Source organism: Draconibacterium sp. (assembly GCF_041583095.1).
Classification (GTDB): domain Bacteria; phylum Bacteroidota; class Bacteroidia; order Bacteroidales; family Prolixibacteraceae; genus Draconibacterium.
Map to the genome: position 1 here is coordinate 1 of NZ_JBFHGM010000027.1, position 17,437 is coordinate 17,437.

Genomic DNA, 17,437 nt, shown 5'->3' on the forward strand with positions numbered 1-17,437 from the left:
ATCCGATGGTTTACGAACGCTCACAATTCATGAAATATTTCTCGAACAGAAAATAATCTTTTGTAAGATGATAAAAATAAAACCGGTATTTCTTGGCGTTCTTTTGTGGTTTCTGGGAAGTACCGGTTTTGTTTTGGGGCAGGATGAGGTTCCGGTTATTGAGAATTTGAACCAGGAACCAGTGCAATATTGCGCTGATCCGGTAGCTGTCGCTCCATTAATATCGGTTAAAAACTTTCAATCAAAAGATAATACTGATGGGATGAAAGTTTCCATTATCGGCTATAAGAAAGGAGAAGATCTGCTCTTATATGATAATGTTGGTAAGTTGTCATACGATTGGAATGAGAATTCAGGAGTTCTTGAAGTAAGTGGAGAAGGAGATGCATCTGATTATGAAGAAGCAATTACAAAGGTCTATTATGAAAACATCAGTAGTTCGAAGCAGGCTGGTTTAAAAGAGTTTTCGATTAGTTTACTTGATGCTGATTATTTGCCAGCTACAGAGCATTTTTATCAATATCATAGAAAGCCAAGTATTTCCTGGACCAATGCAAGGGCTCGGGCAGCAGGAATGAAGTACTATGGATTGCAAGGTTATTTGGCTACGATAAGATCGGTAGAAGAACAAAATTTTATTCTTTCGAAAACATTAGGAACAGGTTGGATTGGAGGATCAGACGCAGAAAAAGAAGGAACATGGAAGTGGGTAGAAGGCCCCGATAAAGGTATTGTGTTTTGGGAAGGAACGTCTGTTGGAAGACCTATTAATAAAGAGTACTCACATTGGCGGAATGATGAACCAAATAATCAGGGAGGTGAACACTACGCTCATATACTCATCGATGTGAATCCGGGATATTGGAATGATTTACCTAATGATGCGTCAACTAATGCTGATGCGTATAATCCAAAAGGATTTATTGTAGAGTTTGGTGGAATGGAGGGAGAATTAAAACCAAAACTATCGGCAGTTGCTTATGTTACAGTAGAGGAAAGCATGCACCCGGAACTTGATGAAAACGTGGTGTCAACACTTCTTTGTGGAGAAAAGAGACAAGAGTTTAAAATAGCTTTTACCAATGGAAATCCATCTGTTTATTTGGAGGCACTGAATACAACGGTCGATATTGAAAATGAAACTTCATATAATCCGGTTATCACCGTTCCTGAATACGGAATCTACCCCTTTTTACTGAAAACTATTGATGATGCGACTTGTGAGTATATAGATACGATACAGATTGGTATTCATAATCAGCCTGAAGCCATTTTCGATCTCGATGAAGACGAGTGCTACGGCTACAATCTTCAGCTGTCATACTCCGGTGAAAACGTTGAAGAAGCAGCATTTACGTGGTATTACAACGAGGCTGAATTTGAATCAGGAATTGGATTAGATAGTGTTACCATTCCGCTGGGATTTGAAAATATTGACCGTTCAGTAGCATTGAAAGTAAATGAGCAGGGATGTATCGACTCATCGTTGGCGCTGGAGGTAAAAGTAAAACCTAATATTATTGTATCGGTTGAAAACGAGGAAGGGTGTTCTCCACTAATTGTTGAGTTCTCTGCAAACACCAGTAAACCAGCCGAGTCGTATCTGTGGGATTTTAATGATGAGAGTAATTCTACAGATCAAAATCCAACGCACAAGTTTCTTAACCTGGAAGATGAGCGGAAAACTTTCGATATCAGCCTTACTGTGCTTGATATTAATGGATGTGAAAATACGGCTGTTTATGATACCCTTGTAAAAGTGTATCCGGTTCCAATTGCTGGATTTGATTTTTCTCCGCAGGAAGTTTTGATTACCGCGCCTAAGGTGGAATTTACCAATACCTCTCATGCCGCTTCATTGTATTTATGGGATTTTGGCGACAGCACTTTTTCCTATGAAACTGATCCTGAACACAGTTACAAGGCGATGGGCGTTTACAATATGACGCTTGAGGTAGGTAACAATTTTGGATGTGCCGATACCATCGTAAAACAGATAAGTGTTGTGTTTGATAAAATAAACCCGCCTACTGCTTTTTCACCCAATGCTACCTTGCAAGATGATCAGGAGTTTAGATTGTATGCCGAAGGCGTTTTAAACGATGGATACAAGCTGTCGATTTTTAACCGCTGGGGCGAACTAGTGTTCGAAACAGACACGCAGGAGCAGGGCTGGGATGGAACAATGAGCAATGGAAACTATGCTCCTTCAGGCGTGTACACCTGGGTGCTTGAATATAATGATTTAATGGGCGGATCGCACAAACAAAAAGGACATGTAACCCTGTTGTTCTGATACAATCGATTGCACTAAAATTTGTTAATTTTATTGTCTTTCATCTGCTTTCTTTGTATCTTTTACATTCATCAAATCGTATAAAAAATTGTTGTCCCAAAATTGATTTTTTACACAGTGAAGTACGATTTCACAGGGTGAGTTAACATGAAAAATACAAGAAAATGATGATGCGTAAATTTAGATTTAGTTCCCAATACGAAAAAGAATATCGTGTGTACAAGGAATATCCGCCGATGAAAAAACAACACAATTTTCACACTGAAGAACATTTTGTTGTGCCATGGGAACTAAACCACGATGAAGAAAAGTTCAGTGCAAAAGCTAAAGCATGGGAATAAGAAGTTTGTTTCTGATTTTTTTTTCTCCTTTGGCTCCAACAAAAAATGTTAGTGACAATTCATGCGATCCATAACTGTAGTTGGAAAGTTCGGACAGGGTATAGTCGAAACTGTACCCAAACTGAAATTTTTCGCGTGCAAAACCGATTAAAGCGATTATAGCGTCAGGTCGTGTGTCGATGTTGTTCCTGAACCAAGCTCCAAATAAAAATGATTTCTCGATCATATAAATCCCAAGATTAAGCTGCTTAAACGACCCTTGTTGCTGGTAAAGAATATTTGGCGAAAGCGTAAATCGCCGCGACAATAAAGCGTGGTGAAACTTATGCAATCGGGTGCCGGCATGTACCGTAATTTTCATCGGAACTTTCCCCTTGTTATCTCCTTCGTGAATCGACTCATCAGGAGTAGTCAAATGATGCAAACTGGCTCCCCAAAATACCTGGCGGTGCTGGCCAACTGCTCCAATGGCAAAATCGGGGTAGGTTTTGTTTCCTTCGTAAAGATTGGCTCCACCTGAACCCGAAACTTCTCCTGTTAGCTGATCAATCTCTGATGGAAATATCAGACCATTTGTATCGAATTGTTTTCGTACCAGGCCTGCATTTAAGCCCAGCGTCATAAAACTTTCCAAACCCAATTGAAGGTGGTAAGAATAGGTTGCGGTTGCAGCACTTGTTGTGATTATATTATTCGGTTCACGATCGTGATAAGCCTGAAATCCAATTCCTGCATTACTTTTTTTCAAAAGAAAATCGTAAGAAAGGGAATAAGTGGTAAACGAGTTACCTTTTTGCGGCCACTGGTTCCGGTAATTGATTACCATTCGTGGAAGCTCTGTGGTTCCGGCAAATGCCGGATTTAAGTGAAGCGGATTGGCAAAAAACTGTGAATAACCGGGATCCTGAGCAAAAACTGCACATGGCAATACAAGCAATGCAAGTAATAGTTTTTTGAAGTACATTAAGTTTTTCCCGATTAAAATGAGTCGTGAAAATACAAAATCAAATTAATTTGAGATCGATTTTAAAATATTTTATGTGAAAGAGTTAGTGTTGTTGTGATTTATCTTTTTGGAGGGGCCCACGGATTGTATTTTGAATGCCTAAAAGGCGGAACAATAATATTAAACGAAAACTCGCACATAAAAGCATTATAATCGGAAGCGCCCGGTATACCCATTCCTGCATTCAGGTTAAAGCGCATAAAATTATGTCGGTATCCAATTGTTCCTCCAAGGGTAGTAATTTGGTTCGTAAAGTCGTTTTGAATGAAAGCCCCCCATGTTTTATTTGTATATTCCGCAAGTAAGCGCAGTCGGGCAATAGTGATTTCTTCGCGGTAGAAAACAATTAGCTCCGGCGACATTTCAAAAGGCTTGGAGTAAAGGTCGCGAACTCTGTTGTCCATCTTTTTCGAAACATACAACGTATAACCCAAGGTTGTTGTCGGTTCGATCAAACTATAGGCAACATTTCTGGTGTGCAGAACCGTTGATGTTACCCCAATCTGTAAGGAGTTGTTCGTCCATAAAAAGCCAAACTTGGGTTTGAATATGTAATAGCGAAAAAAAGACTCTCCCTGCTCGACAAGTGCATCGTTGTCGTGGGGAATTATATTGTTGAGAAATGCAACTGCCCAGTGTTTGGTTGCAGCAAGTACATCCGTTCCGCCAGTGAAAAGTATTTTGCTGTCGTTAATTTTTATGGGGAAACCCGAATAGAAGAAGCCAAGCGATGTGGTGGTAATGTTTTGTTTGCTAAGCATTCCCTGGCTGAAATTCAGGGCCACACCTCCCTTTAACTTGTTGGAATACGCATCCCACGAGGCATAAAAGAGATTATATGTTTCTTCGCTGTTTAGATGCGAATACTGATTTCCGGTGCGATACGAACTGTTCTTGTTTAATCCGGCAAGTGCAGGATTTAGTTCAATCCGGTTATCAAAAGGCAGCAGGTAAGTTTCGTTTTGCGCACGACTCATCCATCCTGAAAACATCAGGATACAACAAACAAATATTTTGGGTGAAATGCGCAAGGTTGTTTAGTGTCAGGTGGATAATTTTAATAACTCTTCCAACATGTAGGCCCGCTTTTCATCAGAGACTTTTAAGGCCCGGGCAATTTTTAATTTTATTGGTTTCATTACCTCCGCCGACGGAAAATGCTCCAAATTATCGATAACCGTGAAAGCTTCAAAAGCAGTTTCCCAGTTTTCGTTGATCACTAAGTCGACAAAAACTTCAATGTCATTCGAGAAATCAAGACCGTTTTGCCAGCAAGCCGTAGCAATATTTTTACGAATTGGCTTAAAATGCTCTTCTTGCAGGGCACTTATAAATACCGGAATGGTTTCTTTATCTTTAACGGTTCCCAACAATTTCTGTATCTGCTTTTCTACTTCCGCTTCGCAGCCGGCTACCATTAATTCAAACAAGATGGGCAGATAATCTTTATTGCCACTTTCTTTAAGTTTGTTAAGTGCAGCCAGTACCTGATCCTTGTCAGCCGAAAAAAGCTGGGTTTTTATTGTCTGGTTAATTTTTGTCATATTCATTATTCATCTTTCCGAGCAAGCAAATTTAATGTTTAAAATACGCCAAAACAAAGGTGTAGTGTAAATGTTTTCGCATATTCGTTACCTTTGTGCTCCTCATGAAGAAAGTTGACGAATTACGGGAGGCCCATGTAGGGCGTCTTATGCTCAAATATTTCATTCCTGCATTTATTGGAGTTTTCGTAAATGCGTTGTACAATATTGTTGACAGAATTTTTATTGGACAGGGAGTTGGAGCCGAAGCATTGTCGGGTATTTCGGTAATTTTTCCGGTAATGCTTATTATGATGGGCTTTGGTATGCTCATTGGCATTGGTGCCAGTGTTTATGTTTCCATAAATCTTGGGAAAAAGGATATGGAAAGAGCCGAACAAACGCTGGGAACCAGTTTTCTTCTGATGATTGCGGCCTCGGTACTGATTATGGTTGTTACCTATTCGCTGAAAGTACCTATTCTGCGATCGTTTGGATCAACCGATGAAACTTTTCAATATGCCAACGATTACCTCGATATTGTTCTTGGTGGTGTGGCTTTTATGGTTATCGGATTTTCGTTAAACAACGTTATCCGCTCGGAAGGAAACGCGCGTGTTGCCATGGTTTCCATGCTTATAAGTTCGGCAACCAATATTATTCTCGATCCCATTTTTATTTTTGGCCTCGACATGGGCGTAAAAGGTGCAGCTTACGCTACTGTAATTTCAATGTTTGTTTTAATGTTGTGGGTGCTGTATCATTTTATTAAAAGTAAGCGGGCAGTTATAAGGCTTCGTGTAAAGAATTTGAAAATTGACTGGGGAATTACGCTGGAAATTCTGGCCATTGGTATGGCGCCATTTTCGATGCAAATTGCCGGAAGTTTTGTTCAGGGCCTGCTAAATAAAAAGCTGATTGATTTTGGTGGCGACCTGGCTGTTGGTGCCATGGGAATTATCAACTCGGTTCTAACGCTGGTAATTATGGCTATTGTGGCGCTGAATATGGCCTCGCAGCCTATCATTGGTTTTAATTACGGCGCCAAATCGGTTCAGCGTATAAAAGATACTTTAAAGATCACACTTATTGCAGCCACGCTTATTGCCATTGTTTCCTTTGCCTTAATTGAGGCTTTTCCAGGTTTTATTATTCTGGTTTTTAATAACGATAACGAAGTGTTGTATAATATTGCAACCCGTGGATTACGCCTGGTTATTCTGGCACTGCCGATTGTTGGATTTCAGGTGGTGGCTTCCAACTTTTTTCAGGCAATTGGTAAAGCGGGCCTTTCCATGTTTGCCACTGTTTTTCGCCAGGTAATCATGTTAATTCCGCTCATCTTTATACTCCCGGGTTTCTTTGATATTGATGGAATCTGGATCAGTTATCCGCTTGCTGATACCATGTCGGCAATGGTGGTGGGATTTCTGCTTTACCGCGAGTGGAAACGTTTACCGTTAATAATAGAAAACAGCGATGAAGAAAAGCATTAAACATATCCTGTTATTAAGCGTTTTGGTGTTTACTTTTTACTGCCTTTTTGTTCATCCTGAACTATTGGGGATCAGCCTTTCAAAAAAGCTGAATTTTCCTTTGGGGAGTTTAATTTCATGGAGTGGTATTGTTGCCTATACACTTCTTCTTCATTTGTTTATAAAACGTCCGTCAAAATCTACATTGTCAAAAGTAGGTAAGCAGCTAAGGTTTCTTCATTTGGGCCTTGCACTATGTTGGTTGCCCGTGTCTTATTTTATTTCAGGAAACCTTGCTTTTGCATTTCAAAACAAACCCATCGCTTTTAAGCTATGGATTGGCTATACATTGGTTATTCTTCTTTTTCCTTTGCTTTTAATTTTGCTAAATCGCTTTGGCAAATCTGAAGACTAATTCCCGAAAGCGGATACATTGCAAAGTGTTCAGTGATTAAACCGGTTGTTGTACAAGACGCAGCTGTGTAACCAATGAGATTTTAATTGTAAAGAGCCGCCCAACAGACAGCTCTTTTATTTATAATTTTTCTCTTAAGGCTTCTCCGGTATACGAATTTTTCTCCTTGATCAAATCTTCAGGAGTACCCTCAAAAACAAGATTTCCTCCTTTATCTCCACCTTCCGGACCAAGATCGATAATCCAGTCGGCAGATTTAATAACATCCATGTTGTGTTCGATGATCAGTATGGAGTGACCACGCGAAATTAGCGCATTGAATGAATCAAGCAGCTTGCGGATATCATGGAAATGCAAACCTGTTGTTGGCTCATCGAAGATAAACAGTGTTGGTGAATCTTTTTCCTTTGCCAGGAACGAAGCCAGTTTTACACGCTGGCTTTCACCACCGGATAATGTGCTCGATGCCTGTCCCAGTTTAATGTAGCCCAAACCAACATCCTGCAGGGGCTGCAGTCGTTTGGTAATTTTCTTTTCTGTTGAACTTTTGCCTTGTTTAAAGAGTTCGATAGCTGCATTTACGGTCAGATTCAAAATGTCGTCCACATTCAAATCCTGGTATTTTACATCCAGAATATCTTCTTTAAAACGTTTTCCGCCACAGCTTTCGCAAAGCAGGTAAACGTCGGCCAAAAACTGCATCTCTACTTTAATCGTTCCTTCACCCTGGCATTCGTCGCAACGGCCACCATCAACGTTAAACGAAAAGTGAGATGGTTTTAATCCCTGTATTTTTGCCGCCTGCTGCTCCGATAGTAATTTCCGTATTTCATCGTAAGCTTTCAGGTAGGTAACCGGGTTCGATCGCGATGATTTTCCGATAGGATTTTGATCGATGAACTCAATGGCATCGATCATTTTGTAATCTCCTAAAATTGCATCATGATGACCTGTTTTTTCGCCATATCCGCCCAGGATTTTAGTCAGGGCAGGAGTGAGGATCTTAGAAATAAGCGACGACTTTCCCGATCCGCTGACTCCGGTAATTACAGTTAAAGTATTCAGCGGAAATTTAACCGTTACATTTTTCAGGTTGTTCTCGCGTGCGCCAACAACCTGAACGGCGTTGGTCCATTTTCTACGTCTGGTAGGAACAGGAATGTCTTCAATGCCGGTGAGGTATTTTGTGGTCAGACTTTGTGGATTTTTAACCAGGTCGTCGTGTGTTCCCTGGAAAACAACTTCTCCACCGTGTTGTCCGGCCATCGGACCAATATCGATTACTTCGTCGGCAGCGCGAATAATTTCTTCGTCGTGCTCAACTACCAATACCGTATTCCCAATTTTTTGCAGACGTCGTAATACTTTAATCAGTTTCTCTGTGTCACGCGAATGCAGCCCGATACTCGGTTCATCCAAAATGTACAGCGATCCTACCAAACTACTTCCAAGCGAGGTGGCAAGGTTTATGCGCTGCGATTCACCGCCCGATAAAGTTGACGATAAGCGGTTTAGTGTAAGATAACCCAAGCCAACATCATCCAGAAATTCCAGGCGATTGTTAATTTCGATAAGTATACGTTTAGCAACTGTTTTATCATGATCGCTCAGTTTCATATTCAGGAAGAAGTCCTTCAATTCTGAAACGGGCATTAAAACCAGTTCCTGAAGCGATTTACCGGCAACTTTTACATAGCCGGCTTCCTTTTTCAGCCGACTTCCTTTACACTCGGGGCAAACCGTTTTTCCGCGGTAACGCGATAACATTACGCGATATTGTATTTTGTAGCTGCCCTCTTCAAGATGTTTGAAAAACTGGTTTAAGCCATCGAAATATTGGTTCCCGGTCCAAATCAGGAATTTTTGCTCTTCACTAAGCTCATAAAATGGCTTGTGTATGGGGAAACTAAATTTTTCGGCCGAATAGATCAACTCATTTTTCCATTGGCTCATTTTTTCGCCTTTCCAACAGGCAATGGCATCCTGGTAAATTGATAGCGACTTATTCGGAATTACAAGATCTTCGTCAATCCCAATTACTTTTCCGTAGCCTTCGCAGGTAGGGCAGGCGCCAACCGGATTATTGAAGCTGAACATGTGAACCGTTGGCTCTTCAAATTCAATTCCATCGGCTTCAAAACGGTTCGAGAAGGTTTTTGATTCCGTACCGTCCTTTTTATAAATTTTTACCAAACATTCGCCGTGTCCTTCGAAAAAGGCTGTTTGAGCCGAGTCGGCCAGTCGGCTTTGCGTATCTTCATCGTTTTTAACGGCGGCACGGTCGATAACCAGATTGCAGCTTCCGTTGCAAAATTCATCACTTTCTGCTTTCACCAGCTCGTCGATACGTTTTATTTCGTCGTTGGTTTCAATGCGCGAAAAACCTTGTTGCATCAGCAGTTCCACTTCCTGCAGCATGGTCCGTCCGTTTTTAGCGGTTAAAGGCGCAACAATAATCAGGCGCGTTCCTTCCTCAAAACTGTTAATGTAGTCCACCACATCGGTAACGCTGTTGCGCGATACTTCCTGCCCCGACACCGGCGAAATGGTTTTTCCGATGCGTGCGTAGAGCAGTTTCAGGTAATCGTAAATCTCGGTTGATGTACCTACTGTTGAGCGCGGATTTCGGGTGTTTACCTTTTGCTCGATGGCAATGGCGGGTGGAATTCCGTTAATAAAGTCAACTTCAGGTTTATTTATTCGGCCCAAAAACTGACGGGCGTAAGACGACAGACTTTCTACATAGCGGCGTTGACCTTCGGCAAAAAGTGTATCGAAAGCCAGCGATGACTTCCCTGAACCGGAAACGCCGGTTACAACAATAAATTTGTTTCGGGGAATTTTTAAACTTATATTTTTTAGATTATGAACCCTCGCGTTCTGAATCTCAATGTATTTAGCGTTTTTGCTATTTGACATATTATTTTTGTAAAATTCGATAAAATGTTAGAAAAACTTGCTATTGTCGGTAAAATGTTTCATTTTTGAATGATACAAAATTAGAATAATAGTTTTACTACACTAAAAATTGAACGCCTATAGATAAACTTTACTTTTTGTTTACACATAAATAGAAGGTAATGTTCAGACTCGACAAACTGAACGATAATGAACTCGTTCAACGATTTATTCAAGGCGATCATGAATCACTTGAGATTTTAATAGTTCGACATAAAAGCAGAGTATACTCGTATATTTTGTTGATTGTCAAGAACCAGGATCTTGCAGAAGATATCTTTCAGGATACTTTTATCAAAGTCATACGCTCGTTAAAACGAGGTAAGTATGTTGAGAATGGTAAGTTTGTTTCCTGGGTACTTCGGATTGCGCATAATCTGATTATCGACCACTTCAGGAAGGAAAAACTGCAGGGGACGATTTCCAACGACAGCTCGGATGTTGACATTTTCAATTCTCAAAAATTTTCGGAACAGACCATTGAAGACCAAATGGTTTATTCGCAAATTTTGAAAGAAGTAAAGCACCTTGTAAAAGAGTTGCCCGAAGATCAGCAGAAGGTAATTTATATGCGGCACTACATGGGCCTCAGTTTTAAGGAAATAGCCGAGCAAACCGAGGTAAGCATTAACACTGCTTTGGGCCGTATGCGTTATGCATTAATTAACCTGCGAAAACTTGTGGATGAAAAGAAATTGAACCTCACTGCTTTTTAACTATTGTTAACACAATATTAGGTAGCTACGGGCGTTTTAAGAGAAAATAATTAAAATGCCTATGATAAATTATTCTACCTTATTTTTTTGTGTAAACAACATTCAACGTGAAGTTGAAAAACAATCAGCAGAGATGGATTATGAACCATCAGAACGGTCGGTACAGAATATCCTTGATTTCGCACGTTGCTACGAAACAGTAGAAACAGAGGAAACAGGATATGTAGAAATGATTTTAAATTAGAACACGAAAAAATATTCGGTTGTAAAGAAAATCCTTCGGCAAATGAGCCGAAGGATTTTTTTTGCCTGCTGAAAATCGCAGCAATATATAGCCTAATAATCCTGCCACAAACGACCCGAGTAAAATTCCAATTTTAGCTGAATCAATAAGAACCTCATCCGTAAACGCCAGGTTGTTAATAAACAACGACATTGTAAATCCAAGTCCGCCAAGAAAGGATACACCGGCTAAACTCATGAAATTTACATTTTTAGGTAGTTCTGAAATTTTGAATTTTATTGCAAGAAACGAAATCACAAATATTCCCGCAAATTTTCCAATTATCAGGCTAAGCCCAATGTTACTTGCCAAAACTGTGTTGGTATCGCCCGAAAAACTAAAAACTACCCCGGCATTTGCGAAAGCAAATAATGGTAGAATTATAAAAGCTACCCACCCGTGCAAACGGTGTTCAAGAAATTGAAGTGGTGAAGCTGTTTTTTCGGTAAGCTCTTCCATTTCGTCGATGGCATCCAGTTGTTTGTGGTTAAGAATTGTTTTGTCTTTGCTTTCCTTTTTACATTCCTCTAGAAAGCCGTCAAGAATTTCCTGTCCTTTGTCGTAAAAAGTAGTGGTTTTAATGTGTCGCTGAATTGGAATGGTAAGTGCCAGTAATACTCCGGCAATTGTTGCGTGAATACCCGATTTCAGGAGCAGAACCCAAACAACAACACCGGCAATAAAGAAGAAATATTTAGAATACAGTTTAAAGCGCGAGAGAATAGCAAGAAGGGCAACGATAGCTAATCCAATAATGATGTTGGCCCAAATTAATTTCGAGCTGTAAAAGAATGCAATTACTAATACAGCGCCCAGGTCATCAATAATGGCAAAAGCCATTAAGAAAATTTTTAAACCAACCGGTACACGCTTGCCCAGCAAGGTTAAAATACCCAATGAAAATGCGATATCAGTTGCCATGGGAATTCCCCATCCTTCCATTCCTGCCTTTCCTTGATTTAAGGTAACAAAAAGCAGAGCAGGGAAAACCATTCCGCCAATGGCTGCAACAATGGGTAATGAAGCTTTTTTTAGATCGCTTAATTCTCCTATTAAAACCTCTCGTTTTATTTCAAGTCCAATAACAAAAAAGAAAATGGCCATTAAACCATCGTTAATCCATTTTAATACTGGTTTTGAAAGTTCGAATCCGGGCAGGCTAATTGTTATATAATTTTTCCAGAAGCCCAAAAATGCTTCGCTTAAACCTGAGTTTGCAAGAATTAAAGCTGCAATGGATGCCGAAAATAAAACTATGCTACTTGAAGTCTCAAGCCTTATAAAACGGTTAATAGGATCTTTTATAAAATTCATTCTTATAATTTTTTAGTGGAACGTAAAATCCATTTGTTTGTTTAATTGCTATGTGGAAATTTAAAAATAATACTTCATTGGGCAGCAAAATAAGAAAAAGCTATGTTTCTCTTGTTTTTAGCCTGAACTGTTCACAAATTATTAACAACCTGAATGGGAAAAGGGAATGGTATGGCTTCCAGGTTAAGATTATAAATAACAGAAATAAATGCTAGTACAATGGAATATCTAAAGCAATCTTAAATTTTTTCAATAATATGATTTAAAACACAATTATATTGTTGACTTATATAAATAAATGCAATACTTTAGTGATATCAAAATAATATCAAAATACTAAATAATTAATGTCATGGAAAAACAACATTCTGCTTTATCTGGTTACATGTTCCTGTTTTTGGAGTTAATATTACTGGGAGTTATCATTTTTGGTTTTATTGGGGGAATGATTGTTCCGGCAATTCTGCTAATTCCGGTATTTATTCTTGTTGCCATCGGTTTTACCGTGGTCGATCCCAATCAAAGTTGTGTAATGGTTTTATTCGGTGCGTACAAAGGCACGATTAAAACCAATGGATTTTATTGGGTGAATCCTTTTTATGTGCGTAAGAAAATTTCGCTTCGTGCACGAAATTTCGACAGCGAACCCATTAAGGTGAACGACAAATTGGGTAATCCGATAATGATTGGGTTGGTACTGGTTTGGAAAGTTGAAGAAACCTATCGGGCTGCTTTCGGTGTAGATGAATTCGAGCATTTTGTTGTGGTACAAAGTGAAGCTGCTTTGCGTAAGCTGGCGGGTATGTATCCGTATGATAACATCGAAGATGAGAATGCAAAAGTAACGCTTCGTGATGGGACCGAAGAAGTAAATGATCAGCTCGAAAGAGAGATTATTGAACGTCTCGAAATAGCAGGAATCCATGTTATAGAAGCGCGGATTAACCACATCGCCTACGCACAGGAAATTGCACAGGCTATGTTGAAGCGTCAGCAGGCTACTGCTATTGTTGCAGCCCGTTACAAAATTGTTGAAGGAGCGGTTAGCATGGTGGAAATGGCACTTGACCAGTTAAGCGAAAAAAGTATTGTTGAACTGGATGAAGATAAAAAGGCAACCATGGTAAGTAATTTAATGGTTGTATTGTGTGGCGATAAAGATGCAACGCCTGTGGTGAATGCCGGATCACTTTATCAATAAACACCATGAAAAAGCTTCTTTTTAAAGAAGAACAGGAGTTTGATAAAAGATGGCTGTGGCTGTTGATGCTGGTTGCCGTTTCGGCCGCCGCCATTCCATTTTTTCGGGGAATTTATTTCCTGACGGCTGAAAATCCGCCCGGCGATAATCCGATGACTACGGAGGGACTTGTTGTGACAGGTGTAACCGTTTTGGTAATGGTAGTTCTTTTTGTACTGCTCTTTCGGGCAAAGCTTAAAACAAAAATTACTGCCGATAAACTCTCCGTTTGTTTTCCGCCATTTATTCGGAAATGGAAAGATATCGACCCGTCGGAAATTGAAAAGTATGAATTGCGCGAATATCACCCGAAAAGAGAATACGGTGGGCGTGGCATAAAGCGTCGTTTGCTAAAGGGGAGTGCATGGACGGTAGCTGGGCGAATCGGGTTGCAGTTGTATTTGAAAAATGGAAAAAGATTCCTGATAGGTACACAAAAACAACAAGCCCTGGAGCATGCCATGCAAAAAATGATGGAAAAGGAGGATTAGAATGGCGAAGAAAAAATCGTTTGTATTGCGCGTTAGCCCTGAAATGCTGGAAGCGGTTGAAAAATGGGCTGCCGATGATTTTAGGAGTATGAACGGGCAAATTGAGTGGATAATACATAAGGCTTTAAAAGATGCAAGACGACTAAAAAAAGGTTTAGACGATGGGAAGGTATGATCATTTAAAAGCACAACAAGAAATAAAGAAGAGTAAACTGAAAATGTTGCGTGAAATAATTACCGTAATTGTTCTGGCATTAGTCATCAGTGGTTTTATTCTTCAAATAGTAATTCAGTTAAAAAAGTAACCGTTAAAGTTAAATAGTAGCCAATGGGAAAATATGACTACCTGAAAAAAGGCGATAAAAAAAAGCGTAGGACTAGATTAAGCTCAACTCAAAAAAGATTTATAATGGTACTCGCTATCGCAATTATACTTTTTTCGATTCAGCTAGTAATTTATTTGAAAAGCAGATACTGATAAGCTGAAAACAATAAAAAAACCGAAAACAATGAGGAAACATTTCAGTTGTCCCAAATGTAGTAGTTGGGAGTACGAAGAAGATGCAATCAGAACCACCGGAGCCGGATTTACTCGTTTCTTTGATATCCAAAACCGAAAATTTATAGCCATTTCGTGCAAAAGATGTGGCTATACCGAATTGTATAAAGCCGGAAGAGGAAGCACCGCCGGAAGTATTCTCGATTTCCTTACATCCTCGTAAACAATATTGCTGTTGATTGGAGTGAAACGCATTTGTTTTGTCAGTACTTTGGCGATTTCAGAAGTAAGATTTTTCAAAATTGACAATACTTGAGAGGGATGGTATTTTTGGTCCCAATTACCATCGCTCTTAGTTTTTAAAACTGGATCGTGCAAGCGTATTTTTATTTTTGGCGATTTCTACTCTTGAAAAATTGTTTTTAGCCTTAAAATTTCACGACCAGGCACACCAATCCCATGCCAGATTGATTCCTGTTTTTATAGCCGTGTTATGCTGCCTGTTCTCGCTGGCTGGCCTGTGTCATTCTACGTCCAATTTCCAGGGCATTAGAAGTATGGATGCCAAAAAATATCCAGAGTATTTCGGTCTTTTCGGTCCTGGCCCTGATGTTCTGCAAATAATAGTGCATCTTGTCTTTGCCGAAACTTCCTTCCAGTGTGGTTCCACGTTCTTTTTTAATTGCTTTTGCCAGGGTTACCCTTTCTTTTTCATGCTTCCCTGCCCGTCCTTTTCTACAAAAATCGGTACGAATGTTATTTTTTGTGGCAAATTTTCGGTTGGCATTTGTGGCATAAATGGCATCGGCACCCATTATATAAAGTTTTTTACCTGTTAGTTTCTGGGCATAAAAAACACTGTTTTTGAACTGGGTTCCTTCGTTAAATGCTTCGAAGCTTAGTTTTTGAATGAAACTGATCCCGTCGATTTGTATCTTATTCACCTTAGCTCCATACTCTACTTTCTTGATTTCCTTGCCCCGGACAATAGGTCTCAGGTAAGGTTTGGCTAAACTAACGATGCGCCCTTTGGGCTTTTCTCCTGTTGTGAACAAAGTGTTTTGTTGCTGGTAAACCTGTTTTGTAAGGGCTTGTTGTTTGTAGCATTTCGGTGTTAGTTCCACATCATTCTCCGACAGGATCTTGTCGAGCTCGTTGTGAAGTTTCAGAAGTAAATTCAGTAGAGCCCGTGTCAATATTGTTCTTTCTTTGGCTGATTTTCTGCGCTTGCGGGAATATGCACCGTAGCGTAACTTCCACTTTGTGTATTTACAACGGGGCTTCTTAATTCGTAAATCCGAACACAAAGTAATCAACAGGTCGTAAACCCAGTTAACACACTCCCACAATAATTTTTGGTCGGTAGGATAACGCACTGCGCTTTCGTAGCAAGTTGCATCAGTTACCGCACTCCTTACATCATCCATGTAAGGTAACCAATGGCTGGCCAATATTTGCTCTAGTGCTTCTATGTTCAGGGCTTCCGCAAGTTCGCAGCGTATCTCGCTAATAATCTTGAAGTTGGATAGCTTCTTGCCAACCGGCAAGAATATATCGCAAAAGAATTGGTAATGCTGATTGGCATTAAGTTGTTCCAGAAGAAGTTCGTCAGAACAGCACGCGTAATGTTTCAGGAACATCAAAGCCAGTTTGCCACGGGGGCTAAAATAACTTTTGGGGCCTTTCTTGTGCGTTTTAATATTGAATGTTTTGGCCAGCTCATCCCAGGGAATGCCCTGGTAAATTTGACCGAGTTTAGTGGAGAAGAATTCTTCTTTAAAGACGGAAAAAGAATAATCAGAAAAGTTTAAGGACATTTGTTGATCCATCTCGCAAAATCTCTGTATTTTCAGCATTACGCAAAATTGGAAACCCCGATTTTTGGGCTTTTGGCCCATTTTCGGGGTTTTGTTTCCTAAATTTAGCCATTATATTGCTGATTTACAAGCGAATGATTACTGCTGAGTATGCCTAAAGTAAAACTTCATGCGAAGTGATGCGCTTGCTTCATAGCCCCTTAGAAGCTGTCAATAGAAAGCCTTAAGAGGCTGAAGCGATCCTCCCTGATTACCCCGAAACCTGCACATCAAAACCGGCTGCACGAACTCTTTCAGCAATCAGATTCAAATCTTCAAGCGGAACTTTTACCAAAGTATCAATTGGCGTATCACGGGCAATCGTGTAAATCATTACCTGCAGGGGCTTTATTTTTTTTAGCAAATCAATCCATGCCGAAATCTCTTCTTCAGTAGTGTTATCAATGGTTTTTCCTTTATAACTTCCACGTACAAACATGGTCTGAATAATCACTTTCCCGTTAAAAGCTATCAATTGCTCAACGGTGTTGTCCAGGCTAAAATTCCCTTTTGGGCAATCCAGCAATTTTACTGTTTCTTCAAAAGCCGAATCCAGTTTCTGAATATTGTCTTTTATTTTCAGTAAAGCCTCAAAAACCGATTTGCGGTGAATCATGGTGGCGTTGGAAAGCACAGCAATACGGGCATCCGGCGTAATTTCATCCCGCAAGGCAATGGTGTCGTCAATAATTCCGACAAAGTCGGGATGCAAAGTTGGTTCACCATTTCCGGCAAAGGTAATTACATCGGGAAGTTTGTTGGCAGCAACCATTTCGTGCAGTTTCACTTCAAGGCGCATTTTCACGTCGGCACGCGACGGGAAAGAAACTTTTTCCTTGTATTCGCCAGGTGTAAAACCACACTCGCAGTATATACAGTCGAATGAACAAACTTTTGCTTCTGTAGGCAGCAAGTTTATACCCAGCGAAACACCCAAACGGCGGCTTTTTACCGGCCCAAATATTATTTTATCGAATAAAAATGTTGCCATAGAATAGATCTTTACAGTTATTGAAACACTGAA

The 17,437-nt window shown here is 40.0% G+C and carries 17 protein-coding genes; 10 read left to right on the top strand and 7 right to left on the bottom strand.

All coding sequences use genetic code 11. From position 1 onward, the window contains the following. Together ABZB17_RS04345 and ABZB17_RS04350 are read left to right on the top strand one after the other, a co-directional pair. On the top strand, positions 1-2,296 hold a 2,296-nt coding region (locus ABZB17_RS04345; RefSeq protein WP_372648269.1), incomplete at its 5' end, for a PKD domain-containing protein. Positions 2,297-2,466: 170 nt separating this feature from the next. After that, positions 2,467-2,637, top strand: a complete 171-nt coding sequence (locus tag ABZB17_RS04350; protein WP_372648270.1) for a hypothetical protein — start codon at positions 2,467-2,469, stop codon at positions 2,635-2,637. Here the strand turns inward: ABZB17_RS04350 and ABZB17_RS04355 are convergent. From ABZB17_RS04355 to ABZB17_RS04365, 3 genes are all read right to left on the bottom strand, one after another. Beyond that, positions 2,621-3,601, bottom strand: a complete 981-nt coding sequence (locus tag ABZB17_RS04355; RefSeq protein ID WP_372648271.1) for a type IX secretion system membrane protein PorP/SprF — start codon at positions 3,599-3,601, stop codon at positions 2,621-2,623. The two genes, ABZB17_RS04350 and ABZB17_RS04355, sit on opposite strands and share 17 nt — an antisense overlap. A 101-nt stretch (positions 3,602-3,702) precedes the next feature. Next, positions 3,703-4,674: a hypothetical protein gene (locus ABZB17_RS04360; RefSeq protein WP_372648272.1), complete on the bottom strand. Its 972-nt coding sequence runs from the start codon at positions 4,672-4,674 to the stop codon at positions 3,703-3,705. A gap of 12 nt (positions 4,675-4,686) precedes the next feature. Continuing rightward, positions 4,687-5,193, bottom strand: a complete 507-nt coding sequence (locus ABZB17_RS04365; protein ID WP_372648273.1) for a hypothetical protein — start codon at positions 5,191-5,193, stop codon at positions 4,687-4,689. A gap of 143 nt (positions 5,194-5,336) precedes the next feature. Between ABZB17_RS04365 and ABZB17_RS04370 the strand changes: the two genes are divergently transcribed. Next, a complete protein-coding gene (locus ABZB17_RS04370) occupies positions 5,337-6,662 on the top strand; it encodes an MATE family efflux transporter (protein WP_372648274.1) in 1,326 nt (441 codons plus the stop codon). Continuing rightward, entirely contained in the window at positions 6,646-7,056 is a 411-nt protein-coding gene (locus tag ABZB17_RS04375; RefSeq protein ID WP_372648275.1) for a hypothetical protein, read from the top strand. The genes ABZB17_RS04370 and ABZB17_RS04375 overlap by 17 nt, the downstream gene beginning before the upstream one ends. A 120-nt stretch (positions 7,057-7,176) precedes the next feature. Here ABZB17_RS04375 and uvrA read toward each other — a convergent pair whose 3' ends face one another. Beyond that, on the bottom strand, positions 7,177-9,975 hold the full coding sequence (gene uvrA, locus ABZB17_RS04380; protein WP_372648276.1) for an excinuclease ABC subunit UvrA: 2,799 nt from the start codon (positions 9,973-9,975) through the stop codon (positions 7,177-7,179). Positions 9,976-10,136: 161 nt separating this feature from the next. On the opposite strand from uvrA, the gene ABZB17_RS04385 reads away from it, so the two are divergent. Both ABZB17_RS04385 and ABZB17_RS04390 read left to right on the top strand, forming a co-directional pair. Then, positions 10,137-10,730 (top strand): RNA polymerase sigma factor, encoded by a 594-nt coding sequence (locus ABZB17_RS04385; protein ID WP_372648277.1) that lies wholly within the window; start codon positions 10,137-10,139, stop codon positions 10,728-10,730. A 55-nt stretch (positions 10,731-10,785) separates the two neighbouring features. Continuing rightward, a complete protein-coding gene (locus tag ABZB17_RS04390; RefSeq protein ID WP_372648278.1) occupies positions 10,786-10,974 on the top strand; it encodes a hypothetical protein in 189 nt (62 codons plus the stop codon). Here ABZB17_RS04390 and nhaA read toward each other — a convergent pair. After that, a complete protein-coding gene (gene nhaA, locus ABZB17_RS04395) occupies positions 10,966-12,327 on the bottom strand; it encodes a Na+/H+ antiporter NhaA (RefSeq protein WP_372648279.1) in 1,362 nt (453 codons plus the stop codon). The genes ABZB17_RS04390 and nhaA overlap by 9 nt on opposite strands. Before the next feature lie 352 nt (positions 12,328-12,679). Between nhaA and ABZB17_RS04400 the strand changes: the two genes are divergently transcribed. The 4 genes from ABZB17_RS04400 to ABZB17_RS04415 all read left to right on the top strand — a co-directional run bounded on the left by ABZB17_RS04400 (position 12,680) and on the right by ABZB17_RS04415 (position 14,780). After that, positions 12,680-13,528, top strand: a complete 849-nt coding sequence (locus ABZB17_RS04400; RefSeq protein ID WP_372648280.1) for an SPFH domain-containing protein — start codon at positions 12,680-12,682, stop codon at positions 13,526-13,528. 5 nt (positions 13,529-13,533) lie between these two features. Then, positions 13,534-14,058: a hypothetical protein gene (locus ABZB17_RS04405; protein ID WP_372648281.1), complete on the top strand. Its 525-nt coding sequence runs from the start codon at positions 13,534-13,536 to the stop codon at positions 14,056-14,058. A 1-nt stretch (position 14,059) separates the two neighbouring features. Beyond that, entirely contained in the window at positions 14,060-14,233 is a 174-nt protein-coding gene (locus tag ABZB17_RS04410) for an Arc family DNA-binding protein (RefSeq protein WP_319503413.1), read from the top strand. A gap of 334 nt (positions 14,234-14,567) precedes the next feature. Continuing rightward, positions 14,568-14,780 (top strand): zinc ribbon domain-containing protein, encoded by a 213-nt coding sequence (locus ABZB17_RS04415; protein WP_372648283.1) that lies wholly within the window; start codon positions 14,568-14,570, stop codon positions 14,778-14,780. 268 nt (positions 14,781-15,048) lie between these two features. Here ABZB17_RS04415 and ABZB17_RS04420 read toward each other — a convergent pair whose 3' ends face one another. Further along, entirely contained in the window at positions 15,049-16,386 is a 1,338-nt protein-coding gene (locus ABZB17_RS04420; protein WP_372648284.1) for a hypothetical protein, read from the bottom strand. A 238-nt stretch (positions 16,387-16,624) separates the two neighbouring features. Next, positions 16,625-17,404: a radical SAM protein gene (locus ABZB17_RS04425; RefSeq protein WP_372648285.1), complete on the bottom strand. Its 780-nt coding sequence runs from the start codon at positions 17,402-17,404 to the stop codon at positions 16,625-16,627. Between the last annotated feature and the right edge of the window lie 33 nt (positions 17,405-17,437).

What these genes read in the sequence shown, in the direction of transcription:
- ABZB17_RS04405 (WP_372648281.1), top strand. Translation starts at nt 13,534, where the DNA reads ATGAAAAAGCTTCTTTTTAAAGAAGAACAGGAGTTTGATAAAAGATGG.
- nhaA (WP_372648279.1), bottom strand. Translation starts at nt 12,327, where the DNA reads ATGAATTTTATAAAAGATCCTATTAACCGTTTTATAAGGCTTGAGACT.
- ABZB17_RS04425 (WP_372648285.1), bottom strand. Translation starts at nt 17,404, where the DNA reads ATGGCAACATTTTTATTCGATAAAATAATATTTGGGCCGGTAAAAAGC.
- ABZB17_RS04415 (WP_372648283.1), top strand. Translation starts at nt 14,568, where the DNA reads ATGAGGAAACATTTCAGTTGTCCCAAATGTAGTAGTTGGGAGTACGAA.
- uvrA (WP_372648276.1), bottom strand. Translation starts at nt 9,975, where the DNA reads ATGTCAAATAGCAAAAACGCTAAATACATTGAGATTCAGAACGCGAGG.
- ABZB17_RS04410 (WP_319503413.1), top strand. Translation starts at nt 14,060, where the DNA reads ATGGCGAAGAAAAAATCGTTTGTATTGCGCGTTAGCCCTGAAATGCTG.
- ABZB17_RS04350 (WP_372648270.1), top strand. Translation starts at nt 2,467, where the DNA reads ATGCGTAAATTTAGATTTAGTTCCCAATACGAAAAAGAATATCGTGTG.
- ABZB17_RS04365 (WP_372648273.1), bottom strand. Translation starts at nt 5,193, where the DNA reads ATGAATATGACAAAAATTAACCAGACAATAAAAACCCAGCTTTTTTCG.
- ABZB17_RS04375 (WP_372648275.1), top strand. Translation starts at nt 6,646, where the DNA reads ATGAAGAAAAGCATTAAACATATCCTGTTATTAAGCGTTTTGGTGTTT.
- ABZB17_RS04390 (WP_372648278.1), top strand. Translation starts at nt 10,786, where the DNA reads ATGCCTATGATAAATTATTCTACCTTATTTTTTTGTGTAAACAACATT.
- ABZB17_RS04400 (WP_372648280.1), top strand. Translation starts at nt 12,680, where the DNA reads ATGGAAAAACAACATTCTGCTTTATCTGGTTACATGTTCCTGTTTTTG.
- ABZB17_RS04370 (WP_372648274.1), top strand. Translation starts at nt 5,337, where the DNA reads ATGCTCAAATATTTCATTCCTGCATTTATTGGAGTTTTCGTAAATGCG.
- ABZB17_RS04355 (WP_372648271.1), bottom strand. Translation starts at nt 3,601, where the DNA reads ATGTACTTCAAAAAACTATTACTTGCATTGCTTGTATTGCCATGTGCA.
- ABZB17_RS04420 (WP_372648284.1), bottom strand. Translation starts at nt 16,386, where the DNA reads ATGGATCAACAAATGTCCTTAAACTTTTCTGATTATTCTTTTTCCGTC.
- ABZB17_RS04385 (WP_372648277.1), top strand. Translation starts at nt 10,137, where the DNA reads ATGTTCAGACTCGACAAACTGAACGATAATGAACTCGTTCAACGATTT.